This window comes from Saccharicrinis aurantiacus, assembly GCF_947489045.1.
Lineage (GTDB): Bacteria > Bacteroidota > Bacteroidia > Bacteroidales > Marinilabiliaceae > Saccharicrinis > Saccharicrinis aurantiacus.
Map to the genome: position 1 here is coordinate 97,599 of NZ_CANLCN010000005.1, position 25,989 is coordinate 123,587.

Annotated in this window: 21 protein-coding genes; 8 read left to right on the forward strand and 13 right to left on the reverse strand. The window is 34.1% G+C overall.

The features are described 5' to 3' along the window. Positions 1–3 precede the first annotated feature (3 nt). The 3 genes from QMO11_RS07650 (at position 4) to QMO11_RS07660 (ending at position 4,429) form a co-directional block, all read left to right on the forward strand. Positions 4–2,403, forward strand: a complete 2,400-nt coding sequence (locus tag QMO11_RS07650) for a TonB-dependent receptor plug domain-containing protein (RefSeq protein WP_282036749.1) — start codon at positions 4–6, stop codon at positions 2,401–2,403. A gap of 355 nt (positions 2,404–2,758) precedes the next feature. Next, entirely contained in the window at positions 2,759–3,358 is a 600-nt protein-coding gene (locus QMO11_RS07655; RefSeq protein WP_282036750.1) for a T9SS type A sorting domain-containing protein, read from the forward strand. Positions 3,359–3,817: 459 nt separating this feature from the next. Beyond that, positions 3,818–4,429, forward strand: a complete 612-nt coding sequence (locus QMO11_RS07660; RefSeq protein WP_282036751.1) for a T9SS type A sorting domain-containing protein — start codon at positions 3,818–3,820, stop codon at positions 4,427–4,429. Positions 4,430–4,540: 111 nt separating this feature from the next. Here QMO11_RS07660 and trpS read toward each other — a convergent pair whose 3' ends face one another. The 4 genes from trpS to porW all read right to left on the reverse strand — a co-directional run bounded on the left by trpS (position 4,541) and on the right by porW (position 11,109). Next, positions 4,541–5,530 (reverse strand): tryptophan--tRNA ligase, encoded by a 990-nt coding sequence (trpS, locus tag QMO11_RS07665; RefSeq protein WP_068474118.1) that lies wholly within the window; start codon positions 5,528–5,530, stop codon positions 4,541–4,543. 102 nt (positions 5,531–5,632) lie between these two features. After that, on the reverse strand, positions 5,633–6,058 hold the full coding sequence (gene tsaE / locus QMO11_RS07670; RefSeq protein ID WP_282036752.1) for a tRNA (adenosine(37)-N6)-threonylcarbamoyltransferase complex ATPase subunit type 1 TsaE: 426 nt from the start codon (positions 6,056–6,058) through the stop codon (positions 5,633–5,635). A 2-nt stretch (positions 6,059–6,060) separates the two neighbouring features. Continuing rightward, positions 6,061–7,626 (reverse strand): T9SS response regulator signal transducer PorX, encoded by a 1,566-nt coding sequence (gene porX / locus QMO11_RS07675; protein WP_282036753.1) that lies wholly within the window; start codon positions 7,624–7,626, stop codon positions 6,061–6,063. Positions 7,627–7,638: 12 nt separating this feature from the next. Beyond that, positions 7,639–11,109, reverse strand: a complete 3,471-nt coding sequence (porW, locus tag QMO11_RS07680; RefSeq protein ID WP_486660038.1) for a type IX secretion system periplasmic lipoprotein PorW/SprE — start codon at positions 11,107–11,109, stop codon at positions 7,639–7,641. A gap of 259 nt (positions 11,110–11,368) precedes the next feature. Here porW and QMO11_RS07685 point away from each other — a divergent pair, with 259 nt between their 5' ends. Further along, positions 11,369–12,706: a sigma-54-dependent transcriptional regulator gene (locus tag QMO11_RS07685; RefSeq protein ID WP_282036755.1), complete on the forward strand. Its 1,338-nt coding sequence runs from the start codon at positions 11,369–11,371 to the stop codon at positions 12,704–12,706. 7 nt (positions 12,707–12,713) lie between these two features. Here QMO11_RS07685 and QMO11_RS07690 read toward each other — a convergent pair whose 3' ends face one another. The 7 genes from QMO11_RS07690 to QMO11_RS07720 all read right to left on the reverse strand — a co-directional run bounded on the left by QMO11_RS07690 (position 12,714) and on the right by QMO11_RS07720 (position 18,351). Then, entirely contained in the window at positions 12,714–12,950 is a 237-nt protein-coding gene (locus QMO11_RS07690) for a NifU family protein (RefSeq protein WP_068474107.1), read from the reverse strand. 54 nt (positions 12,951–13,004) lie between these two features. Beyond that, the gene (locus QMO11_RS07695) at positions 13,005–14,114 is read right to left on the reverse strand and encodes an Mrp/NBP35 family ATP-binding protein (protein ID WP_068474105.1); all 1,110 of its coding nucleotides are present in this window, start codon (positions 14,112–14,114) and stop codon (positions 13,005–13,007) included. 99 nt (positions 14,115–14,213) lie between these two features. Beyond that, on the reverse strand, positions 14,214–14,552 hold the full coding sequence (locus tag QMO11_RS07700) for an MGMT family protein (RefSeq protein ID WP_282036756.1): 339 nt from the start codon (positions 14,550–14,552) through the stop codon (positions 14,214–14,216). 11 nt (positions 14,553–14,563) lie between these two features. After that, positions 14,564–15,319 (reverse strand): tRNA (guanosine(46)-N7)-methyltransferase TrmB, encoded by a 756-nt coding sequence (gene trmB, locus QMO11_RS07705; RefSeq protein ID WP_068474101.1) that lies wholly within the window; start codon positions 15,317–15,319, stop codon positions 14,564–14,566. Positions 15,320–15,350: 31 nt separating this feature from the next. Further along, complete coding sequence (locus QMO11_RS07710) at positions 15,351–15,824, reverse strand: gliding motility lipoprotein GldH (protein ID WP_282036757.1); 474 nt, start codon at positions 15,822–15,824, stop codon at positions 15,351–15,353. After that, on the reverse strand, positions 15,808–17,136 hold the full coding sequence (locus tag QMO11_RS07715) for a PSP1 domain-containing protein (RefSeq protein WP_282036758.1): 1,329 nt from the start codon (positions 17,134–17,136) through the stop codon (positions 15,808–15,810). Before QMO11_RS07715 ends, QMO11_RS07710 begins: the two co-directional genes overlap by 17 nt. 72 nt (positions 17,137–17,208) lie before the next feature. Continuing rightward, on the reverse strand, positions 17,209–18,351 hold the full coding sequence (locus QMO11_RS07720; RefSeq protein WP_282036759.1) for a DNA polymerase III subunit: 1,143 nt from the start codon (positions 18,349–18,351) through the stop codon (positions 17,209–17,211). 114 nt (positions 18,352–18,465) lie between these two features. On the opposite strand from QMO11_RS07720, the gene QMO11_RS07725 reads away from it, so the two are divergent. From QMO11_RS07725 to QMO11_RS07735, 3 genes are all read left to right on the forward strand, one after another. Then, entirely contained in the window at positions 18,466–19,245 is a 780-nt protein-coding gene (locus QMO11_RS07725; RefSeq protein WP_282036760.1) for a radical SAM protein, read from the forward strand. Positions 19,246–19,309: 64 nt separating this feature from the next. Further along, positions 19,310–20,266 (forward strand): glycosyltransferase, encoded by a 957-nt coding sequence (locus tag QMO11_RS07730; RefSeq protein ID WP_282036761.1) that lies wholly within the window; start codon positions 19,310–19,312, stop codon positions 20,264–20,266. Positions 20,267–20,378: 112 nt separating this feature from the next. Beyond that, complete coding sequence (locus tag QMO11_RS07735) at positions 20,379–20,816, forward strand: hypothetical protein (protein WP_282036762.1); 438 nt, start codon at positions 20,379–20,381, stop codon at positions 20,814–20,816. 4 nt (positions 20,817–20,820) lie between these two features. Here QMO11_RS07735 and QMO11_RS07740 read toward each other — a convergent pair whose 3' ends face one another. Together QMO11_RS07740 and QMO11_RS07745 are read right to left on the reverse strand one after the other, a co-directional pair. Then, positions 20,821–21,288: a DUF4268 domain-containing protein gene (locus QMO11_RS07740; RefSeq protein ID WP_282036763.1), complete on the reverse strand. Its 468-nt coding sequence runs from the start codon at positions 21,286–21,288 to the stop codon at positions 20,821–20,823. A gap of 75 nt (positions 21,289–21,363) precedes the next feature. Further along, complete coding sequence (locus QMO11_RS07745) at positions 21,364–22,590, reverse strand: hypothetical protein (protein ID WP_282036764.1); 1,227 nt, start codon at positions 22,588–22,590, stop codon at positions 21,364–21,366. Positions 22,591–22,896: 306 nt separating this feature from the next. Here QMO11_RS07745 and QMO11_RS07750 point away from each other — a divergent pair, with 306 nt between their 5' ends. Further along, positions 22,897–25,956, forward strand: coding sequence for a cytochrome c biogenesis protein (locus QMO11_RS07750; protein WP_282036765.1), 3,060 nt, complete (start codon positions 22,897–22,899; stop codon positions 25,954–25,956). The last annotated feature ends 33 nt before the right edge of the window (positions 25,957–25,989 follow it).

Here is a 25,989-nt window from a genome sequence, read left to right on the forward strand (position 1 = left end):
TATATGAGAGTAACGATATTAATATTACTTATAGTTGCCTCATATTCTAATTTATTGTCACAGCAGGTGCGCATCACAAATAGTGAAGAGCAGGTAATTCCTTACGTTGTCGTTTATAATCAATCCAAAAATATTCATGTTTTAGGTAACGAAGAAGGGATCTGTAACCTGTCATCCTTCTCACTTAATGAAGCTATTTTCTTCCAGCATCCAAGTTATCATATCAAGGAATATTCTTCATTATCAGAAATAGGCTCTACAGTAATACTAGAAGAAAAGGTTATTGTTATGGATGAGCTGGTTATTTCTGCTACCCGTGGTCAAAACACAACAGAAACAATACCATATTATCTTAAAAGCTTGCATACCGGTAGTATAGAATATAAAAATGCACCTACTGCTGCCGATATCCTTGTAAAGACTGGTCATATTGCTGTTCAGAAAACTCAAAGTGGTGGTGGAAGCCCTATTATTAGAGGTTTTGAAGCTAATAGAATATTACTTGTGGTTGACGGTATACGTATGAATAATGCCATTTATAGAAGTGGCCATTTGCAGAATAGTATTACCATTGATCCTAACATTTTACAAAGTACTGAGGTCATTTTTGGGCCGTCATCGGTTATGTACGGAAGTGATGCTCTAGGTGGAGTAATTCATTACATTTCAAAGAATCCTCGTTTCTCAATTGATGATAAGCTAAATTCTGAAGCCCAATTTAGTATACAGGGCATGAGTGCAAGTAACTCTATGCGCTCAAATTTTAACTATAGTGTAGGTGGTAAAAAATGGGCATCATTAACAAGTATCTCCTATAGCAATTTTGGAGATATTAAGATGGGAGAGAACAGGTCCTCTGATGTAACGCCTTCTGATTGGGGAAAAGTATACCATTATGCAGATGTTGAAAATGGAAAGGACATTATGCTACCCAATAGTGATCCAAATGTGCAACGAAGAACAGGATATACTCAATACGATATCATGCAAAAGGTGCGGTATAAAGTATCTGATCATCATGAACTCGGACTAAATTTTCAGTACTCCAACTCATCTAATATAAATCGTTTCGATCAGTTAATACGTTATAATGACGACAATACATTGAAGTATGCCGATTTTTATTACGGACCTCAAAAACGTTTATTAGCAGCTATCAATAGTAAGTATAGCAAAGAATGTGTTTTGTTTAATTCGGTTAACACAATTGCAGCCTATCAAAATATAAAAGAGGATCGTCATAGTCGTAAATTCAACGACTTAGAACAATTAAACCAACTTGAGACAGTTGATGTATTAAGTTTAAATGTTGATTTTGAGAAAGACTTTACCCTCACTACTAAGTTGAACTATGGTTTAGAGTACACCTATAATAATGTTACCTCAAAAGCAGATTATACAATTGATGGAAATTTTAGCGGGATAGCTCCTACGCGATACCCTAATGGAGGTTCTCATACGTCTTCAATATCAGTATATACAAATTATAATAGTCAACTGAATGATCTATTATCTTTAAATGCTGGATTCAGATATGGGTATTATTTCTATAATTCCGTATTTAATGCAAATGATTTTTTTACACCACCAGTAAATGAGTTTAAAACATCCAATGGTGCACCATCAGCTAGTATAGGCTTGGTATTTAAACCAGGTTTAGGATGGCGATTTAACGGAAATGTAACCACAGGGTTTAGGGTTCCAAATGTTGATGATTATGGTAAAATTAGGGCTAAGAATTCTGAGATATCCTTGCCTAATACAGCAATTGATCCCGAGAAGGCCGTTAATTTTGAACTTTCAGCAACAAAGGTATTTGGTAATGATATTGCTTCTGTTAATCTAACTTACTTTCATACGGTTTTGCACGATGCCATATTACGCACCAATCTTACTATTAATGGCAAAGACTCTATTTTATACGATGGTGACTGGTACCGAATGGTAACAAACGACAATGTTGACAAGGCTTTAATAAAAGGTATTAGTGCCGCTTTTCAGTTGCAACCATTATTTAATACTAAAATCAGTGGTACTTATAATTATACTGTAGGCAGGAGTTTATCAAAAGATGAGCCAATGGGGCATATACCACCTATTTTCGGAAGGGTTGGGGCAGAATATAAGTATAAGAAGTTGGTTTCAGAGGTTTATATAAATTACCAAGCCACAAAAAAACTTGAGGATATGTCGCCATATGGTGAAGATAATGATGATGCTGCCGCAGATATTGGTTTTCCATCGTGGCAAACTTTAAATATTGCCTTTCAATACCCAATAATTGATAAAATTTATATTCAGGCCTCGGTTGAGAATATTTTAGATAAACATTATAAAAGTTTTGCTTCCCCCATAAGTTCTCCGGGACGTAATATAATCATTAGCCTAACAGGCACGCTGTAAGCCTCATTAATTAGGGCTTATAAGTAAAATGGAACTTATTTACTTAGCAATATTACCCTATACAAGAATTAACAATAACAGTAAAATCTTACGGTTCTTAACATTAAAACTATTAAAGTACTATTATGTGTTAATATACAGTCTTGTTGTTAATATAAACTTCGTATGTTAACTCAATGTTAACTCAGTGTGTCTCATTTGTTAATTCAGCATGATTTAATGTTACCCTCTTAAAGAAACTTAAAACAGATGGCTGAGACCCCCCTATTTTATATACGCTCCCACAAAAAACATATACTTTTACAACGGAAATAAGATCAAACCACATATTGTTGAAAAAAATAAAGATAAAAATATGAAAAAAGTATTATTAAGAGGTATCGCATTGGGAGTAATGTTAACCTTAGTATTAAGCGTAAGTGCACAAGAGTCAATTGTAAAAGTAAACAAGTATTTAAACACAGATTATTCAGTTGTATCTGTAGCAAATCCTACTCAGAAGTCAGCTCGTTTAATTATTAAAGATTCTGAAGGTGAAGTTGTAATGAAAAAGAGTATTACACGTGCAGCTTTTTCTCAAGAAATACTTGATTTAAGTAATTTAAACGACGGAAAGTATACTGCAGTATTATCAAATAAGAATGAGGAATTAGTTGAAGAAAAATTTGCTTTAATTAATAACGAAGTAACTGATGCTACAATTATGTCAGCTGAAGAACTAAAAGCTTTCTTCCGTTTAAATGATAATATCTTATATGTAAGCCATATTGCTTTTGGTGCTAACAACTTCGGTATTTCAATTGAAGATGCTATTGGCGACCAAATTTTCAAAAAAGGTTTTGAAGGTAACTCAACTTACTCAGGTAAATTTGATATCTCAGCACTTCCTAACGGAGAATATAGCGTTAAAATTAAGTCTGGTAAGAAGCACTATAGCTACGTGTTCAAAAAGTAATTAGAATACATTCTACTTAGGTAGATATAAATTATATAAATGCGCAACCTTGTTATAGGTTGCGCATTTTTTTGTTATTAATCTTACTTGTCTAGGCTTGTTTAATCCCTTTTTTATTTTCAATTCATATTTCGGTGCTCTAATGCCGAAACAGCTTTTAACATATCCCTCTTTCGCATATGGTTAATTAACAAATCTCATCCTACTTTTCTATTTTCTGTTAAAATAATGGCCTCTTGTTAAGGAAAATATCCAATGTTAATTTAATGTTAACTAAATATCATCTAGTCGTTACTAGAAGGCCTTATTTTGCTATTCTATTAAAGAAACTTAAATCGTATGTCTGCAACTGCTTGATTTTGATACTCCTTCGAAGATAATGGCTAGTTTTACAAAGTCAAAAGTATATAAGCTATCTGATTGGCTGATCGTTAAAATAGAAATATAAAATTATAAGATATGAAAAATGGATTATTAAAAGGTATCGCATTGGGAGTAATGTTAGCCTTTGGTTTAGTAGTTAGTGCACAAGAAGAGCAACAAGAAGCTGTTGTAAAAGTGTTTAAATATTTAGATACAGATTATTCAGTAGTTTCAGTTTCAAATCCAACCAACAAGTCTGCTTGTTTGATCATTAAAGATCAAGATGGTGAAGTAGTCGTTAAAAAATCAATTAGTAAAGATTCTTACTCACAAGAGATTCTTGATTTAACTAATCTTAATGATGGTAAATATACTGCTGTTTTAAGCACAAAAGATATGGAACCAGTTAAGGAGAATTTTGCTTTAATTAATAACAAAGTTACTGATGCTACAATTATGTCAGCTGAAGAATTAAAGGCTTTCTTTCGTCTTAACGACAATATCTTATATGTAAGTCATATTGCATTTGGAGCTAATAACTTCGGTATCTCAATTGAAGATGCAATTGGTGATGAGGTGTTTGAACAAGGTTATGAGGGGAACAATACTTTCTCAGGTAAATTTGATATTTCAGCACTACCTAATGGAGATTATAGTGTAAAGATTAAATCAGGAGAAGAACAATATAGCTATGTATTTAGCAAATAGTCTTCTTGATTAAGGTATAAAAAAACGGGTGCGATTCGTATGAATCGCACCCGTTTTTTTTATATGTGCCTTATTGTATTAAAACTTATTCACAATGAATAATTTACCATTCTAGAATTGTTTAATTCCAATAATGCTTCTAACATCTTTTAATGTCTTTTGAGCACTCTCTCTAGCCTTATCTCTACCCATCGCTACTACTTTGCTTAAGTAAGCTTCATCTGCCTTTATTGCCTCAATTTTCTCACGTATTGGTGCATTGAATTTAATGATATCCTCAGCCAACTGCTTTTTCATATCGCCATAGCGTATTTCACACGAAGCATATTTATCTCTGAAGTACTGTACAGTATCTGGAGTAGAAACTACCTCCATCAGCGTTATTAAATTTTGAACAGGTTCAGTTAAAGGAGAATTCATTTCAGTAGGACCACTATCAGTAACGGCGCGCATTACCTTTTTTTGGATTGCTTTAGCTTCATCAGCCAAGTAAATACCATTTCCCTCTGATTTACCCATTTTACCACTTCCATCTAATCCTGGAATTTTAACTAAAGCTTCGCCATAATTAAATGATTGAGGAATGGTAAAGTAATCTGTTTTATAAATATGATTAAAACGACCTGCAAACTTACGTGTCATTTCAAGGTTTTGCTCTTGATCTTTACCTACTGGTACTTTATCTGCATTGTGCATAATAATGTCAGAGGCCATTAAAACAGGGTAAGTTAATAAGCCTGCATTTACATTCTCAGGTTGTTGACGGGCTTTATCTTTAAAAGAAGTAGTTCGCTCTAACTCGCCTAAGTATGCGTTCATGCTCATTAATAAACTCAGCTCAGCAACCTCGGGTACATCACTCTGTATATAGATTGTTGATTTTTCAGGATCTAAACCACAAGCCAAATATTCAGCCAATACCTGACGTACATTATTATGCAAATTTTCAGGTGTTGGATGCGTAGTTAACGAATGATAATCTGCTATGAAAAAATAACAGTTATACTCCTCTTGCATGCGCAAGAAATTTTTAACGGCACCAAAATAATTTCCTAAGTGTAAGTTTCCTGTGGGACGAATTCCACTAACTACTTTTTGCATAATATGTCTGTTTATCTGATTCTAATTTATTGAGAGCACAAAAATCGCATTTTTTTCTGAAACGTAGCTTCAGCAAATAGAATATTTTATGCCCTTTTTTGTTTATAGTTGCTCTGTAACTGTAATTTGACGTGTAAAATCGTCGTTAACTAGTATTTTTACATCGTATCTATCCGGAGGTAATAAAGTATCTATTTTTTCTGGCCACTCAATAAAGCAATAAGAGTCGGAGTAGAAATAATCTTCACATCCCATATCTAATGCCTCTTCTTGTTCTTTGATTCTATAAAAATCGAAGTGATATACCTTGTCCCCTGCCTCAGTATCGTACTCGTTTACTATGGAAAATGTTGGACTATTCACCACATCAATCACCCTTAGTTGCTGGCATAAAGCGGTTATAAAAGTAGTTTTACCAGCTCCCATTGAACCATAAAAACAAAATACAGCAGGTTTATTGTATTTGTTTAAAAACTGTGCGGCTACTTCATCAATAGTTTCTATCGATTGAATAGTAAATGTTTGCATAATTAATTATTCTTTGGAGATATAACAGCATAAGGAATAAGCATCTCTTCCATTGAAACACCACCATGCTGAAAGGTATCTTTATAATAACTTACGTAATGATTATAATTATTTGGATAGGCAAAAAAGTCATCGTTACACGTAAATACATAGCTTGTAGATACATTTGATTTTGGTAACATCACCTCTTCTGGTTTTGTTATTTCAAACACCTCTTTTGCCTTATAGTTTAAATTTTTTCCTTGTTTGTAGCGCAAATTTAAGCTGATATTTTTATCTCCAACAACTTTTACTGGATTTTTCACTCTAATGGTTCCGTGGTCAGTGGTTATAATCACTTTTACATTTTCGTCTTCTAGCTTATCTAATAATAACTTCATTACGGAATGCGAAAACCATGATTTTGAAAGAGATCGATAGGCAGACTCATCACTTGCTAGTTCTTTAATCATTTTACTTTCAGTACGAGCATGTGAAAGCATATCAACAAAGTTGAAAACAACTACAGAAAGATCATTAGTGATCATTTTATTATAATTATCGAGTAACTCTTTCCCTGAATCGGTATTTGTTACTTTGTGATAATAATGACTATATGATTTTCTGAATCTGTCAAAGAAGGTTTTTACCAACTCATCTTCAAACTGATTTTTGCTGCCTTCTTCATTTTCATTTAACCAATATTGCGGATACAATTGTTTTATTTGAGCAGGCATAAGGCCCGAAAACAAACTATTGCGCGCATATTGTGTAGCTGTTGGAAGAATACTACTGTAGATTTCTTCGCTATCAACTCGGTAACTTTCCGAGATATTTTGACGGATTGTAACCCATTGGTCATATCTGAAGTTGTCAATTACTAACATTACTACCTTCTCACCATTTTCGAGCATAGGCAGCACCTTAGACTTCATAAGTTGGTGCGACATGAGAGGAGCGTCATCATCTGTACCTTTAATCCAATCGTGATAATTCTTTTTTACAAATTTTGTAAAAGCATGGTTGGCTTCGGTTTTCTGCATTTTAAGCACCTCATCCATCTCGCCTTTGGTTTCTTCAAGTTCAATTTCCCAATTAACAAGTTGTTTGTATACATCAGACCAATCGTTAAAGTTATACGATTCGTTAATCTTTAACCCAATTTTACCAAATTCGCTTTGATAACTATGTGTTGTTTTTTCAGCAACTAACCTACGCTGATCAACATGTTTTTTTATGGTTAATAGTATTTGAGTTGGGTTAACTGGTTTTATTAAGTAATCAGCAATTCTGCTACCAATTGCCTGATCCATAATATCCTCTTCTTCGCTTTTGGTAATCATTACCACAGGAACTGTTGGCAATATATTTTTCAGCTGGTTTAATACCTCTAGGCCACTTAATCCGGGCATGTTTTCATCTAAAAAAACAATGTCAAATTGAATTTCTTCAACCATATCCAAGGCGTCTTGTCCGTTAGTGGCTGTATCAACATCAAATCCCTTTTCCTTCAAATAAAAGATATGCGATTTTAATAGTTCTATTTCATCATCAACCCATAAAATGCGCACGTTTTTAGCTTCAACCATATCTATTATTTTTTAGTAGTTCGATTTGTAAAATTGTTGGTATTCTTCAATAGATTCTTTGTTCTTGATATTATTTAAATTGATATCGGTAATCGACCACAAATAATGCTCCACTCTCCTGATATCGCGCATTAAAAAGTCGTTTAAATTCACTTTCTGTATATAATCTTCTGCTGACTTGCTATTTGTAAAGCCAGCTATTTTTACAAAAAAGTAAGAGCCAACTATTTCTCCTGATGTAACAGTATATTCCGTTCCAAAGGTTGTTTTTGTATAGTTAGTAAATACCGTTGATAATCGTGTGGTATTAATTCGACCTTTTTTAAACAGCACGTATGCGTTATGCGCACCTTCACCTACAATAAAGGTTTCTGGCGTTATTTCAGCTATTGGACTTTCTGTTTCTACCACCGTATTAACGGTATCCTCAGTTGTCGATTCTGGTGCTACAGTGTTTTCAGCAGGCTTATTTGTTTCTTCGATAGCAACTGGAGGAGCAATAACTTCCGTTTCTTTATGTGGCTCTTTTTGTACTTCGGTTGTTACGTCAGAAGTTTTTGCTTCTTCTTTTATTTCATTATTGTTGTTCTGTACTGAATTATTAGTCTCATTGTTGTTAGTAGAAATATTCTCTTCTTTATTTAATGGAGCAATTAATTTTTCTTCTACATCTATAGTTGGAGCTTCTTCTTCATCAGTAGAAATAAGTTCTTCAACTTCCTCAGAAGAGTAGTTTTTGAACGATTCAGCACTTAAGTAATTTTCTTCAAAAAATCTATTATATGCCCCTTGATCGCCAGAAGAAATCATATACTCTAAGTTAGCTTGAGTAATTACATATAAGTTGTACCTGCTTAAATCTGGTACATCAAAAACTTGCTCACGTTCACGTAAGGAATAGAAATAATCTTGCGCCTCAAGTCTGTTTTTGAAACCTGCAACTTCAAGTATTGGCGTTCCATCCGGTAATTTCTTAGCCAACATTTCATAATCGTTCAGTAAGAATTTAGAGAAGTTGTAATCTGCCAAGTTAAAACGTAGCCTATTTATATCAGCTTCAGGATTAATTATTATTACCAAACTATGAACCGCTTTATCCGACCTGTTATACGATGAAGGAATTTCGATTCCTTTGGAGTCTCCTAAACTATTTCTTCGATCTTCTTCAAGTTGTTCATTCCTTTTATCTATCAAATTAGATTGAACAGGACCAACTACAGGAACTCTACCTTTTTCGTATTCGGCAAGCAGCTCTTTGGCCATTGGCACCGGTTCACTTTCAGGATAATCGTTAATAATCCTTTTTAAGTCGCCCTCAAACTCCGTTAAAACTCCTGTTTTAGCATTGGATAAGGCTGATAGTAGAATGAATTTAGGTAACAATTCACTTTTCTCATCAATTATAAATGCTTGTTTTTCATTGTTCAGAGGCGTTACAAAATCGTTAAATAAATATCGATTATACGCATTCTGATATAGTATCTCTATTTCCTTTTCTCGGGCTTCTCTTTTCTCAAAGAACAATGGATCATTTAAGAAAGCCGTAAACTCACCATCAGGATACCTTAGCATTAGCTGAGCTTTAGTTTGTGCCATACCTTGCGAATCATCTTGCTTTTGATAACACAAATAAAGGTTCATTAATGCATCTTCGGTATAGGTGCTACTGCCGAATCGTCTGATTAACTCATTGAAAGCATCTATGGCAAAAGGAAGGTTCTCAAGGTCATCTTTATATATTAAACCCTCAGAAAGCAATGCTTCTTCTATTTTTTTATCAGATGCAATAATAGCCTCTTCAGTTAATGGCAATCCTCGTAAATAGCTATCTCTGCTTTTTAAATCGGTAACTTCGTCGCCACCACTAGCAGAAATGATAGAATCGTTTGCTAATTCTCCCCATGGATCATCATCATTAAAATCGGCTTCTGGCTCAGCCATCGGGTCTTCAATCACTACTTCCTTATTTGCTCTTCGCCAGTTATCCTCTAATTTGCGTCGTCCCCATCGTTTTTCAAACTCCATTTTACCCATTGAAATGGAATTCTGATTGTAGAAATACCACTTACCTCCTTCGGATGGATTTGATGAACTCATATTATTATCAAAGAAGAAATCTCCATTATCAAACTCTTCTTGTTGTTTCTTCAATGCTTCTTCTCTTGCAATTTCATCTTCAATTAACTGATCGATATAAGTCAAGCGATCTAAAGAGTCCATTTTAGCAATGCGTTGGATGCTATCTTCATGAGCTATAATATCTAAATTAGTTACAAGTTCAGATAAAGTCTCGTTGAGTTCGGATAACTCTTCGTACCTCGGAAAGTCTTTATTTAGATTTAGCATGGCAGAATCTAAATTATAATAAGCTGTACGGTAAATTGGTTTATTGTACTCTATTTTGGCAAGTTCATAAAACGATAATCCCTTTTGGTGTGTATTATCGATGCTTGATTGGATAGATAAAACAAAGTTATCGGTGGCTATTTGCTCTTGTTGCTCTGCTAAGTAGGCTTTTCCTAATGCGTAATAGATTTGGTCGGTATAATCTTGATTTCTTTTATCGCGCAGCAATTTTTTCACTTCTTTTAAAACAGCTGCAAATCCTTCTTCCTCAAAAACTACACTCACTCTATTCACTTTTGCATTAAATGCCAATTCGTAAGGTGGATTAGATTGAATTACTTTTTTATAGGCTGCACTTGCCTCAGCATACATATTCTGATCGTGATACAGTTGCGCTAAAATAAAGTTAAAGCGTGTGCGATAATATTTACCAGTAATGCTTTCTGCCGCAGTTTTCATAAACGGAATGGCTGACGCAACATCTCCTTGTCGCAGGTAATAATCGGCATAAATAGCCGAAAAGAAACCATATAATTTATAAGGAGCTTTGCCTTCTAAATCGTAAACATCTAAAATAATTTTTGCTGTTGCATAATCACCAATTTCGATATAGGAACGAGCCATATAAAGTTGCGCCTCATACCACTCAGGTCCTATTCTAAATTCTCTAAACATATATGAGAAACTCTGCTGCGCCACATAAAATTCATGTTTCATGAAATGTGCTTTCCCAATCATTAAATAGGCATTGTCTACCCATTTGTTAAATTCATTCTGGCTTATAAAGTTTTTATATTGTTGAGAGTCGTTATCCTTTTTCTTTGGCTTTTTACGTATGGAGTGTTTCTTAATTAGTTTAACACCTTTTTCAATAGATCTATCCATATTAGAAGATGCTACGCTAGCCGCTTCTTTTTTAGAATCGGGAAATACTGTGAGGATTTGCGTGTAATCATCCTGATTCGATTTTTGAATGGATTTTACACCTTCTTTCATGCTTTCCTTCCCATTAAAATATACATTATAATGAGCTGTCATGTTATGATAGTTTCTACTAAGCCAGGTGTTCTTTTTTGTAGAACATCCGATTAATAGAATAACGATAGGTATATAAATGAAGAGTTTTTTAATGGTCATTTTTATTTCTTAAAAAGGCTTTCCCCATAATAAAACAGGCATTCTGTAAAATTATTATCTGAACAGCTCTAATTTTTGAATGCTTGGCTAAAACATTTTTATATATTTAAGCATTAACTAGCAAACAAATATATTTGAATTAACAGTGTAATGAAACATTCATCTTTGGTTTTTATTACCTTTTATCAAACATATTTAATGATTTTACCTAATTATTGAACTTTACTCAGGTTTAGCTCTCTTTTAATGGCTCTTTACTATGAAAATTAATGTTGTTGAAGACGATAAAGTATACAACAAATTGATCGAACGTTCTATTGCTGAAGTTGAAGATGTTGAGATTATTCCATTCTTTAATGGCGAAAGTTTTTTAAATCAGTTAACGGAAGATACAGATATAGTTACCCTAGATCTTGGTTTACCCGATTACTCAGGACTCGAAATTTTAAAACGGATTAAAAAATTTAATGCGAACATTGATGTTATTATTATTTCGGGAGAAGATAGTGTCTCGGGTGCCGTACAATTACTAAAGGAGGGTGCGTATGATTATATTATTAAGGATGATAATATAAAGGATAGATTACACAATTCGATTCATAATATTATTAATAAAAAATCTTTGATTAACGAGATTTCTCTTCTTAAGAATGAAATTTCTAAGAAATATAGTTTTGGAACTGCCATATTAGGAGATAGCCCTTCAATGAAAAATGTATTGGCACTTATTGAGAAGGCCATAAAAGTTCCGAATATTAATATATCAATTTATGGAGAGTCAGGAACAGGGAAAGAGCTTGCTGCCAAAACGATTCATTATAATTCATCGCGTAAGAACGCACCATTTGTAACTCTTAATATGAGTGCAATCCCCAAGGAGTATGTTGAAGAGGAACTATTTGGGTCGAGTAATGAAAATAAATTGGGCAAATTTGCAGATGCTGAGAAAGGAACCATTTTTATTGATGAAATTGGTGAAATGGATTTAAATCTGCAGGCTAAACTGTTGCGCGTTATTCAGGAAGGAGAGATTAAGAAGAGTGGGAGTAGGAAAGGGACTAAGGTTAATTGCAGAATTATTGTTGCAACCAATAAAAATTTATTAGACGAAATAAGTGCAGGTAATTTTAGGGAAGATTTGTATTATCGTTTGCTCGGATTACCAATTTATATACCCTCGCTAAAAGAACGAAAGCACGATATTATATTATTAGGTCAGCATTTTTTAGATGTTTTTTGCTCCAATAATAGCTTAGAGAAAAAAACATTTACAACTGGGGCTAAGCAAAAATTAATGAGTTATGCATACCCTGGTAATGTGCGCGAGTTAAAAGCAATTGTAGAATTAAGTGCTGTAATGGCGGCTGATGGTAAAGTAGATGAAGAGGATGTTATGCTAACCTCTTCAAATGCTAAACTTGATTTGTTGGCCGAAAAGATGACGTTGAAGGAATATACCGAGAGAATTATTAGGCACTTTTTAAAAGAAAATAATAACAATGTATTAAAAGTGGCTCAAATTCTCGATATCGGTAAATCAACCATCTACAATATGAAAAAGCGAGATCAGAAAGATAAAGATTTCAATATGGATTAAAAAATATCTATTCAACCTCAATTGCTTCTACTGATTTAACCTGTGGTAAAACCTTTTTTACTACCTGTTCTACACCATTCTTCATGGTTTGATAACTCATCGGGCAATCTACGCAAGCGCCTTTCAATTGTACTTTAACCACTAAATCATCAGTTATTTCTACCAATTCAATATCACCGCCATCGGCTTTTAAATATGGTCTAATTTCGTCTAGGGCTTTTTCAACTAAATCTGTATATTCCATACTAAAATATTAATTGCTCTCCTCTACATTAAAGTAGAGGAGAATATTATAAATTTATTTTATTTGTGTTTCAACAACCTGTGTTGGAGGTAAGGTTGAGTTACGTTCTTCAATAGCTGCCACTACTTTATTAGCTAAGTCTGTAAATGCAATACCCGTAGCCGTATTTTCATCAAGAGCAGCAGGTTCACCACCATCGCCTCCTTCTCGTATACTTTGGACTATTGGAATTTGACTTAATAATGGTACCTCTAATTCTTCGGCAAGTTTTTTACCCCCATCTTTACCAAAAATATAATATTTATTCTCCGGTAGTTCAGCAGGTGTAAACCAAGCCATGTTTTCAACTAGTCCTAGTATTGGTACGTTTATACTTTTACTTTTAAACATACTAACTCCTTTAATTGCATCAGCTAAGGCTACATCCTGTGGTGTTGTAACTATAACAGCTCCATTAATTGAAAGTGTTTGCACTAATGTTAAGTGTATATCACTTGTACCCGGAGGAAGATCTAAGAGTAAATAATCAAGCTCGCCCCAATTACATTCTGAAATTAATTGACGTAGTGCATTGGTTGCCATTGCACCTCTCCATACAGTAGCATCATTAGGGTTTACAAAATATCCGATGGATAACATCTTAACCCCATATTGTTCTACTGGAATAATGATGTCTTTTCCGTTAACCTTATCCAATAATGGACGCTCTTGCTCTGTTTTAAACATCTTAGGTACCGAAGGACCAAAAATATCAGCATCAAATAAACCTACTTTGTATCCTGCTTTTGCAAGTGCAACTGCTAAGTTTGAAGTAACGGTTGATTTACCAACACCACCTTTACCAGATGCCACTGCAATTACATTTTTAACCTGAGGTAATAGTTTTGTAGCTTTTGGTTTAGGCTTTGGTTTAATCTTAACATAAATGTTCCCTTCAATTTGAACACCATCACCAATATATGTTTCAATAGCCTGAACACATGCCTTCTTTATTGAAGGAATCATTGGGTCATTTGGTCTATCAAATAGTAAACTAAATGTTATTCTTTTTCCATCAATTTTAATATCGTCTTCAACCATTTCTAGCTCAACGATAGTTTTGCCTTTTCCTGGATGCTTTACATGCTTTAAGGCATCCAATACTAATTGAGGATAAAAACTCATCTTATATTTATTTAAATTTATTAAAAATAAGGACAAATATACGATTCATCTATTAACAACAACTGCTCAGTTGCATAAAATATCTTGTAAATAAATATATTATCGAATTTCGCCCAAGGAAATTGGGTCCCAAAATAGTTCAGAAAAGCGAACTACTTTATCATTTTGTACTTCTATGCCTTCTTCTTCAAGGAGCTCTTGCATTCGTGTTTCAGAGCTAAAGGCATTTTTACCACTTAGTAAACCATTACGGTTTAAAACTCTATGAGCAGGCACAAATTCAATTTCCATGCCTGACTTCTTTAGAGCCCAGCCAACCATTCGACTGGACTTTGCTATCCCAAGGCTTTTTGCAATGGCACCATAACTTGTTACTCTGCCTTTCGGGATTTTACGAGTTATTTTTAATACATCATCAACAAAGTTTGTAGGAAGCATATATGTGAATTCTACTTTTTTTCGTCTGGCATTTTGGCGCCTCTATTGTAACTGCGGTACTCATCATATTCAATCTCAATATCAGGCTCAGTAAGATCAACTCCATGAGGTATTTTAAAACGCAAGTATTTTATCGGAATACCTTGTTCGTAAAACTGTGATTCGTAATAGGTTTTTATGGATAATACCTTATCAACAATTTCACTATTATATAAATTGTCGGTATTTACTTCTGTTGGTAGTTTATTTTCGCTTACCAAAGCATCAGTGTAGGTATATAAAAAGTTACTATCTGTTTTAAGATGTAACAATCCATCTGTTTTTAATATATTCCTATAGAAATCAAGAAATCTAGTTGAGGTTAATCGTTTTCTAGTTTTCTTCATTTGAGGATCTGGAAAAGTAATCCAAATTTCATCAATTTCACCTTCTGCAAAAAAAGATGTAATCAACTCAATTTTAGCTCTAATAAAGGCAACGTTGTTCATTTCCTTGTTTAAAGCTTGAGTAGCGCCAGTATAGATACGAGCACCTTTAATATCCATTCCAATAAAGTTTTTATCAGGATATAATTCGCCTAAACCAACTGTATATTCACCTTTTCCGCAACCTAATTCTAATACAATAGGGTTATCGTTTTTAAAAAACTCTTTACTCCATTTTCCCTTCATGTGAAAATCTTCACGATTTGGCTCATCAAAAGTTGCCTGAAAAACATGAGGGTAAGTTTCTAACTTCGCAAACTTAAATAATTTATTCTTTCCCACTTCTCTAATTATCAACTAACCAAGGTTAGCTTTATTCTACTTCTATTATTTTTAATCCGATGGAGTTTAACCCCATAATCTTTTCATCGCGCATTCCCTGTGCAATACGGTATGTATATACGCCTTTCTCGGGAAACCGAATGTTCAGTTTATAGGGTTGAATAGAGATGTAATCATCACTAAACCATTGCTTATTTCCATACATTTCACCATCAACAGCCGATAAATAACAACTAACAGTATCGCGTTGAATATGACCAGATGGAGCTATTGCATCAATAAAAAACCAAATGTTATTATAGGCATAATCCATATTAACATTGGGCTGTAAAAGCAAGTGATAATCCCTGTTAAGCTCAGTAACTTCACTTTTAAATACAGCTACTGAATCTTTATGCCAACCCGTATCGCTAATATTGATGTTAGTTTCGTATACAACCTTTGGGCCACAAGAAACTAGGGCAAACACAAATATGATAAGCCAATAATTATTTTGATGATTCATCACTTGGTTTATTGTTCTTAGGTGCTGAATTATTAGGCCTGTTTGGTCTATTGTTACTCCTAGTATTCGGCCTTTTATTTCTGTTACTCGATCTGTTATTAGGTTTTCCGCCTTCTCTTTTGTTTTGAGTTGGCTTATCACCTCTTGGTTTATCAGATTGCGATCGTTCACCTTGTTGCTTGTTAGCATTAGGATTATTACCTCCAGGCTTACGTCTTTTCTTGTTTGCATTTCTCGATTTAGATGGACGTTTCTTTTTAGGTTCATCAAATCTTGAAATACTATCTTCACCAACTACGTTTTCGTAATCGAGAGTTTTTATTTCTCTTTTGGTAACTACACGCTCGTCAACTAACTGATCAACTTTTTTACCGCGTTTATTTAATCGGATTACTTCTTTAATACGACTTACCGGCATTTCAACGAGGTTAGCTGGTACCATCCTATCTGAAGAATACCACATAACTCCCTTGAAAATGTCTGTTTTAAAATGGTAATAAGTTCCATCAACAGTTTCTAACGGAATGTTAATACGAGGGAAATCTTTTTGAGCATCAATATATGCATCTAACTCAAAGTTTAAGCAACATTTAAGTTTGCCACATTGCCCTGCGAGTTTTTGAGGGTTTAAAGATATCTCTTGATAGCGAGCAGCATTTGTTGTAACAGATACAAAATTGGTAATCCAAGACGAGCAACATAATTCGCGACCACATGGGCCAATACCTCCAATGCGGCCAGCCTCTTGACGGGCTCCAATTTGACGCATCTCAATTCTTACCTTGAATCTATCTGCAAGTACTTTAATTAGTTGACGAAAATCAACACGTTCATCAGCAATGTAGTAGAAAATAGCTTTAGTTCTATCTCCTTGGTATTCTACGTCACCAATTTTCATATTTAAGTTGAGATCAAGAGCAATTTTTCTACTTTCAATCATTGTTTCATGCTCTAATCCTTTTGCCTCTTCCCATTTTTCAACATCAACAGGTTTAGCATGACGATATAATCGTTTGAACTCGTAACTATGAAGCGATAATTTATTTTTTTTCATCTGAAGAACAGCTATCTCACCCGTACATGATACTTTACCAATATCGTGCCCTGGAGAGGCTTCAACCGCAACTACATCACCTTTTTTAAGGCGCAAACCATTGCTGTTTTTAAAATAACTTTTACGTGTATTTTTAAACTGAACTTCTACTATATCTGAAACATTGCAGCCTTCTGGTATATCTGCCAACCAATCGAAGACATTTAGTTTTTCACTCCTACTGCTACAAGTACTACACTTAGATTGTACTTCTTCCATTACTAATGTTTTTAAAGGCTTTCGCCTGAATATATATTAATTAGTAACATTTGCATGTTACTTTTACGTGCTCTATACTTCAACCCCTGCTTTTATTGAGATGATTAGTTTTAGACCTAAATCAAACAATACAATTTTACTATTTCCATTTTGCCCGATGTGCGAATCTGCTAAAGAAAAATCTTCAGCAATTATCATAGCATTTACATCGTTAATAAATGGAGAGAACTTTTGCGAGAAAGCCATTTGTTCAGGGGTGAGGTAAACAATTTCTTGACGCTTAAAGTTCATTATGTAATTTTCTCGGATAAGGGCAATTGCGTAATTTAAGAAATTTCGTTGTAATTCTCGAGGTAAGCGACTCACTTCCTCAACCCATTTCATAAGCTCGCCAACTTTACGCGCATAACTTAATCGCATAACTCGTATAAATAAGTCAAGGAACAACTGGTTATCCTCACTCATTTTAATTTGCTCCATGGCATCAATAATACTGCCATTAGCAACTTTGGTAATTCCCTTAGCTTCAGCTGAAGGTAAGCCTTTGTTTGAAGTTAAGAAGCCTTCCACCTCTTCGTCTGATAAGCGTGGTATTTTTAATTGTTGGGTGCGCGAAAGGATTGTTGAAATCATTTGATCGGGCTGGTTAGATACCATTATAAAAACAGTATTGCCCAATGGTTCCTCTAATATTTTCAATAGCTTATTTGAAGTAGCCTCATTCATTTTTTCAGGCATCCAAATAATCATCACCTTATACTTTCCTTCAAAAGTTTTAAGGCTTAACTTTTTTATTATTTCAGTGCTTTCAGATGCAAATATGGCTCCTTGTTTATTTTCGCCTTCTTTTCTTATTTTATTTAGCCAAGTACCCAACGCAAAATAAGGAGTTTCGTTAAGTAGCTCTCTCCATTGAGTTAAGTATCCTGAACTTACAGGATTTTTATCGCTATTGCTTTTAATAACAGGAAAAACAAAATGTAAATCGGGATGCACATACTTTGTGTATTTTATGCACGAGCTACAAGTACCGCAGGAGTCGTTTTCTTTTGGGTTTAGACAATTGATATATTGAGCAAATGCAAGAGCTATGGCTAACTTCCCATTTCCTTCGGCACCAGAAAACAATAAAGAGTGACTCACTCTGTTTTCTTTTACCATCCGCACTAAGCTTTGTTTTATATTGTGTTGCCCTACTACTTGCTCAAATAACATTCTTGAAAATCACATGTGTTTACAATTTTTCAAAGATAGCAAAAACCATTATATATCCTTGTTCGCTTAAAATAACTAAATTTGCGCTTTCTGCATCTAGTAAATTAATTTAGAATGGGTACTTTTTTGTTTAGTGAAATTATTTTTGGTCCAATCAAAAGTCGAAGGCTTGGAATCTCCTTAGGAGTAAATTTATTACCTACAGATAAAAAGGTGTGTACATTTGATTGTATTTATTGCGAGTGCGGTTTTAACCCCAAAGATCATTCGTTAAAAACAAAACTGCCAAGTAGAAAAGAGGTAGCTACAGCTCTAAAATCAAAATTAGAATTTATGTTATCAAAAGGCGAGAAGCCTGATGTAATTACTTTTGCAGGTAATGGAGAGCCTACTATTCATCCAGAGTTTGCCGAGATTATAGATGATACTATCGCTTTGCGCGATGAATTTTGCAAAGAGGCACGAGTTGCGGTTCTTTCTAATGCTACGGTTCTGCACAAACCAGCAGTTGTAGCTGCACTATCAAAAATTGAAGATAATATACTTAAGTTAGATGGTGGGTTAATTGAGGTTATTAAAATATTAGATCAACCCAATAAAACTTTTTCATTAGAAAAGGTAGTTGATCAAATGGTTAGTTTTAGAGGGAATTTAATTATCCAAACCATGTTTGTGAAAGGCGAATTTAATGGAGTTGATGTGGATAACACAACAGAAGAAAACGTTGATGCCTGGCTTAAGCTACTTTCTAAAATAAAGCCTAAAAGTGTAATGTTATATTCCATTGATAGGGATACTCCCGCTAAAGGACTAATAAAAGTAGGGAAGGATGAAATGGATACAATTGCTGAGCGCGTAAATCTTTTGGGCATTCAAACACAGGTGTCGGGTTAATTTGGCGGTTCAAGGCACATATTTAGTTTGTCCTCTAAATTGGGGGTTGGGTCATGCCACTCGGTTGATACCAATAATTCATCGACTTTTAAAAGATAATAATAAAGTTATTATTGGTGGAGATGGTGAAGCACTCCAAATTTTAAGACGAGAGTTTCCCAAATTGGCTTGGGTAAATATTCCTGACCTACAATTAAATTTAAGAAAAGGTTTCAATGTTCGAACTCTTTTGATTATAGCCACTTCAGTTATAATGAATAGTATTAAGGAGCATGCATTTTTAAAATCTTTAATTAAAGAGTTAAATATTGATGTAATAATTTCAGACAATAGATATGGTTTGTGGAATAGCAGTATAAAATCAATATTTGTTACGCATCAGTTAATGCTAAAGTTGCCACGGCCATTTAAAACATTTGAAGGCATCGTTCATCTACTTATAAAAAAGGCAATATCAAAATTTGATGAATGTTGGGTGCCAGATACTGACACTGTAGATAATTTGTCGGGAGATTTGAGTCATAAGTACCCTCTATCTTCTAATACGAAGTTTATCAGACCCCTCAGTCGGTTTACCGAAACTAAAGGAAGTGTAGTTACTAGGTCATATGATTGCGTAGTTGTTTTATCGGGCCCGGAGCCTCAACGAACTTATTTGCAGAATGAGATTGTCAGTGCATTGTCGCAAGGTGTACTAACTTGTTTAGTTGTTGAGGGAAGGCCTAGTGTGAATTGTGATAACATAACTGTAGGAACTAATATCGAGATTGTTCCCCACCTAGAAACAGGAGTGCTTAAAACTCATTTATTAAATGCTAAATTGATTATTTGTAGATCGGGTTACTCAAGTATTATGGATTTAAATGCATTGGATAAGAAGGCGATCATCATTCCTACAATTGGTCAAACGGAGCAGGAGTATTTGGCTGTTCATTTAAAGCAGAAACACTTTTGTACTTCAATAAAAGATCTGAGAGAGACTATTACAATAACGGTAAGTAGAATATTAGCAAGGGGTTAAAAATGAAAAATTATTTTTTTTAACTTTTTCTTAAAATTTACATAACCATTTGTGTTAAAATGCAGTATTACGTAGTATACAATAACAACACTACTTTAACTTGTATGCACAAATGCCATATATTATAATTGCTTTAATCATAGGACTAATAGGTGCTATTGCATTTTTCTACAATCCAATAATTAAGTTAATATCGGAGAAAAAGGCTAGGCCATTTATTGATAATGAAATTTTCTCAGAAGGAGAATTTACTCGCCAAGAAGTATTAAAAAGTATACATCAAATTACAAACCATAAATATTACGATGAGAATGTTCTGGATTACTTTTATAAGATTAAGGGTAATCAAATCATTAACATGAAGAAACCAGTTGATTTTTGGGTGCGAACCTATTTGTCAAGTCCAACAAAAATAAAACTGAGTTACTTTGAGCAAATTGATTTCTACAAATTATTCTTAAATGAATACAGTGCTTTTAACGATAGTTTTAACTGTGTTGATGCCAATAAGGATACGGAGATGAAAAAGGAAGGTTTATTAGTAGGTTAAGTAATTATTGACCTAGCTCATCATACTTTAAAAAGTCTTGAACCTCGGCAAATGCTTTTTCCATCTTCACCATCTTCTCTATCATAAAAGGGAATATCTGAGGCCACTGTTCAGATACTAAATAATCTCCCTCCATTTGAACGTAAACACGGCAAACTTCTTCTCCATACTTTTTCTCACAAGCAAAATCCCAGATTAGAGGTTCTCCAAACGCATTTTCAAAAATACGTTTTGTTGCTTCTAATTTTTCGTATAAGTTAAGTCTCTTTTGCTCGTTTTTATGATTTATTTCTAGGGCAACTATTATTAGCTTTCTTCCTACTTCAAAACGTAGGTCTACTCCTTTTACCCCTGTTTTTTCACCTACCCAAACTTTAACTCGGCCACGCTGACCAGGTAGCCTACGAGTTCTATTTCCTAGTTTCTTCCAAAACTCAAGCTTTAATTCTTTCTCTTCGTCTTTTGAAAACATGTAGCTATTATTTATAAATGATAAAACTTAAAAATTAGTAAAAGGAATAGGTTTGAGGTGCTAAACCATTTTTTGTTAAAAATGGTAGCGCATACCTAAAGTAATTCTGTTGTTATGCACATCTGATAAATTAGTTGGTCTTGAGTATTTATCGTAGTCCGATGCAATATCATTATTGTACGCAGCAACACTGTAAAGCCACTCTAAGCCAACTTGCATTTTACCAGAATACCAAACCACACGAGGCGCCACCATATAGGTATAGCCCATATCTGCAGCACGCGTATATCCATCAGCCTTAACCGACTCAGTGGTTGTACCTAGGTTATTTGTTACACCTCCAAAAACTCCAAATTTTACAACTTTCCCGTTGGTTGAAACATCGCCCCAGTAGGCTGAGGTCATAATTGGAGTATACTCACCTTCTATCGCAACTCCGTCCTTTGCTTTTTGAGCAAGACCACCAATCATAGTTAAGTGAGTCATGCTACCTCCGTAAATGGCTTCTGCCTTAACGGTTATTTTATCAAAAATATATTTAGCAGACACGTTAAATTCAGGACAATAAACTACGTCGCTTTCATGTACGTAACCTTCTGAGTCAAGCGTAGGAGAATAGGGTAGTTGTGGTTTTACTCCTGCAGTAGCAGCAAGCAATAAATTATTTGTTTTGTGTTTGAGTTGAACTATTGTTTCAGGGATATTAGTCATTTGTGGTTGATCAGCAGGTCCAACACTACTAAAATCACCATGCATTAGCATAACGAAGGCAACTGAGGTATGCTCTGCAATACTTTGAGTAAACCTAACTTGAGAAGCCCTTGATAAGGGGTGAATAGGAGCTCCTACCACGAAGTTAACCGTTTGAGGGAAATTCTCAGGAATGAAAAAAGGATGCCAATACTTACCTAGTATTAGGTTTTGGTTATCCCAATCAAGCTTTACAAAAGCATGCCTAAGTCTTACCGAAAAGTCAGTACTTCCTTTGCCGGCAAAATCTACTTCAAAAACACCTGATGTTTTTGCACCAAAAGCATCAGGACCGGCAATTTTAACTCCAAACCTACTAATAGCTGCTTTAAAATCTAAATTGCCATTGGCATTTATGTCATTTCCATTAATATCGTATACAGGTCTTTTAGGATACAAGTATACATGGCCCGATCGAGATGTAACGCTTTCTCTGGTATCAGCCATAATATCTAAAGCCACAAAACCGTATGGTGTTACTTTAACTTTCTTTTCTTGTGCTTGAACTAAAACTGCATTTATAAGTAGCAATAGTGTTACTGCCTTTTTCATGTTAATGTTATTTATTGATAGAGTTATCCGCTTATTATTTAGCTAGTATAAATGCTAAATTTGAGCCGACAAAAGTACTATAAGCTATGGTTATAGCCTAATTTTTTGCATATACATTACAATAAAAATGGCATCCTAGTAGGATATTTTATTGGTTTGAATAATATTTCAGACAGCGTTATTAAAATATTTCATTTATATTAAACGCGCAGTAGCAAAGTAATTGTCTAAAACTCGCAGTATTTCAGAACTAACTCTGCTTGTTGCTGTTTTTATTTTCGTACCAAAATATAATAATTCACTATAATGAAAAGAATATTAGCATTACTTTCTTCTCCCATACTAATGGGTACTCTGTTGTTATTACTTGCTGCCTCTATGGGTATTGCTACGTTTGTAGAAAATGATTTTGGTACCAATGCTGCCAAGGCCCTTTATTATAATGCTTGGTGGTTTGAAGGAATTTTTCTGCTTTTAGGAATAAACATGTTCCTGAATTTATTAAAACCCCACCTTTGGAAAAAAGAGAAATTAGCAATTGTTCTTTTTCACTTTTCGTTTGTATTAATTGTTGTAGGTGCTGCTTTAACCCGATTTATTGGTTTTGAGGGTATGATGCACATCCGAGAAGGACAAACAAGTAATATTTTCCTTTCATCAGATACATTTATAAACGGAGAAGTTACTTCAGGATCTGAGACTGAAGAATTCGAGGGTCATGTATTTATGTCCTTAAAAAGTAAAGATCATTTTAGCGAAAGCCTTAAGGTAGATGGTCATAAAGTTAGTATTAAGAGTGTTGATTATATTCCGAATGCTGAGTTAGTGCCCGTTGAGGATGAAAACGGAGTACCAATGATTTCGTTAGTTGTATCGACAGGTAATGGTAGAAATAATCTTAATCTTACTAAAGGAGAGGGTACTATTGTTGGTGGTTATACTATAGGATTTGAGTATGATGGTGAAAGTGATTTTAATATCTATATAGAGGATGATGTATTATATTTTTCTTCTCCACATTCTGTGTTTAGTACCAATATGGCTACTAAAGAACGAACAGATATTGATATGGATAAGCAACAGGTATTCTATCAAAGTGTGTTGTTAGGTTTTGAAGATTTGTTTATCATCCAAACTGGTTTTTTTGAGAAAGCCTCGTTTAAAGCAGTTCCATCTCAAAATAAAAATGCCCCTCTTCAGGCAGTAGCCTTAGATATAACTGTTGATAATAGAACGGATAGAATTTATCTGACAGGTAGTAAGGATGAAATAGGAGAGTATTCTTCAAAAACAATAAATGGCGTAAATGTAAAAGTGAGGTATGGAGCTAAATTATTAGAAACACCGTTTACTATAAAACTAAATGAGTTTCAGCTCGAACGCTATCCAGGTTCAGATAGTCCTTCTTCTTTTGCTAGCGAAGTTACTTTAATAGATAATGAGAAGAATGTGACAAAGGATTTTAGAATCTTCATGAACAATATTCTAAACTATAGAGGTTATCGCTTTTATCAATCTTCCTATGATACGGATGAAAAGGGAACTGTATTATCTGTAAATAACGATTTATGGGGAACAACTGTTACTTACATTGGCTATGCACTCTTAGCTTTATTTATGATTTTGTCATTATTCTCTTCAAAAAGTAGATTTCAATTTTTATTGAAACAAATTACAGAGCTCAGTAAAGAAAAGAAATCTTTAATGATTATAGGCATATTCTTAATAGGAGGTAATCTTGTAGCGCAGGATATTAAGGATGTTATTGTTGTTGATAAAGAGCAAGCGCAAAAATTTGGAGAACTTTGGGTTCAAGATAATGGAGGACGAATAAAGCCGATGAATACAATGTCGGGAGAGATCCTCAGGAAGTTAGTAAAGCATAATAGTTATAAAGGTTATAGTGCCGATCAGGTGGCATTGAGTATGTTGATTGTACCTGAGAAATGGGCCCATATTCCTTTAATTACTGTAAAAGAAGATCCAGTAAGAGATATAGTTGGTAATGAGGGTAAAAAAGCTTCGTTTGCACAGTTTTTTGATGAATCAGGGACTTATAAGTTAAGTGATATGATTAATGAAGCTTATAGAACGAGGCCAGCTTACAGAAATAAACTTCAGAATGAGTTAATTAAAATTGATGAACAAGTTAATGTATTCTATTTGGCTCAATCCGGAACTTTATTAAGAATTTTTCCGGACGGAGAAGATGTTGGTATTCCTTGGATCACACCATTAACCACCGCTAGTGAAGAATCACTTGGAGAGAAAGCTTCTGCCATTAAAGTATATTATTACTACATCAATGCCTTAAAAAATAAAGATACCGAAGAAGCAGATAAGCTTATTAGTGCATTGGCTACTTATCAATCTAATAAAGCTAGCTCCATTTTATCTTCAGATAGAATGAAACATCTTGAGATATTCTATAATAAGAGTAATATATTCTTGATGTTAGCCCCTTTTATCTTTGTAATCGGAATCATTCTTTTATTACTGCAACTTGTGTTTTTATTCTTACCAAAGAATACTCCCAAAGCAATAAATATTACAGGGATGTATTTAATATTGATTTGCTTTATTGTTTACACAGCAGGCTTAGCCATGAGGTGGTATATCTCAGGCCATGCACCATGGAGTAATGGATATGAATCAATGTTATATATAGGTTGGTCCGTTTTATTGGCAGGTATTGTTTTTACAAAGCAAAGTCCGATGGTTTTATCCGTAGGGAGTTTCTTTTCGGGTATCGTTCTTTTTGTGGCTCACCTAAGTTGGATGAATCCTGAGATTACGAATCTTGTTCCTGTGCTAAAATCGTATTGGTTAACGATTCATGTGGCAATAATTGTGGGTAGTTACGGGTTTCTAAGTTTAGCATCATTAATGTCATTAGTTGCCCTATTGTTAATGGGATTACAGAAGGCCAAAGGTGATGATAAAGTGAAAATAGCCATAAAAGAATTAAGTTATGTAAGTGAGCTAGGATTAACCATTGGCTTATATACTTTAACTATCGGAGCTTTCCTAGGAGGTGTTTGGGCAAATGAATCGTGGGGAAGATATTGGGGTTGGGACCCTAAAGAAACATGGTCAATGGTTACAATACTTATTTATGCATTTGTATTGCATATGCGGATGATACCAGGCGTAAAGAATTTATTGTGGTATAATGTTGCTGCAGTTATAGGTTTCTTTTCGGTAGTTATGACTTATTTAGGTGTAAATTATTACTTGGCAGGAATGCACTCCTATGCAAAAGGAGATCCGGTGCCTATACCAAGTGCCATATATTATATGGTAATAACCGTTTTTGTAATTGTTATATTTGCAATAATAAATCAAAGAAAGTTGAAACAACTTTAAACAAAAAAGTCCTGAAGAAATTAATTCTTCAGG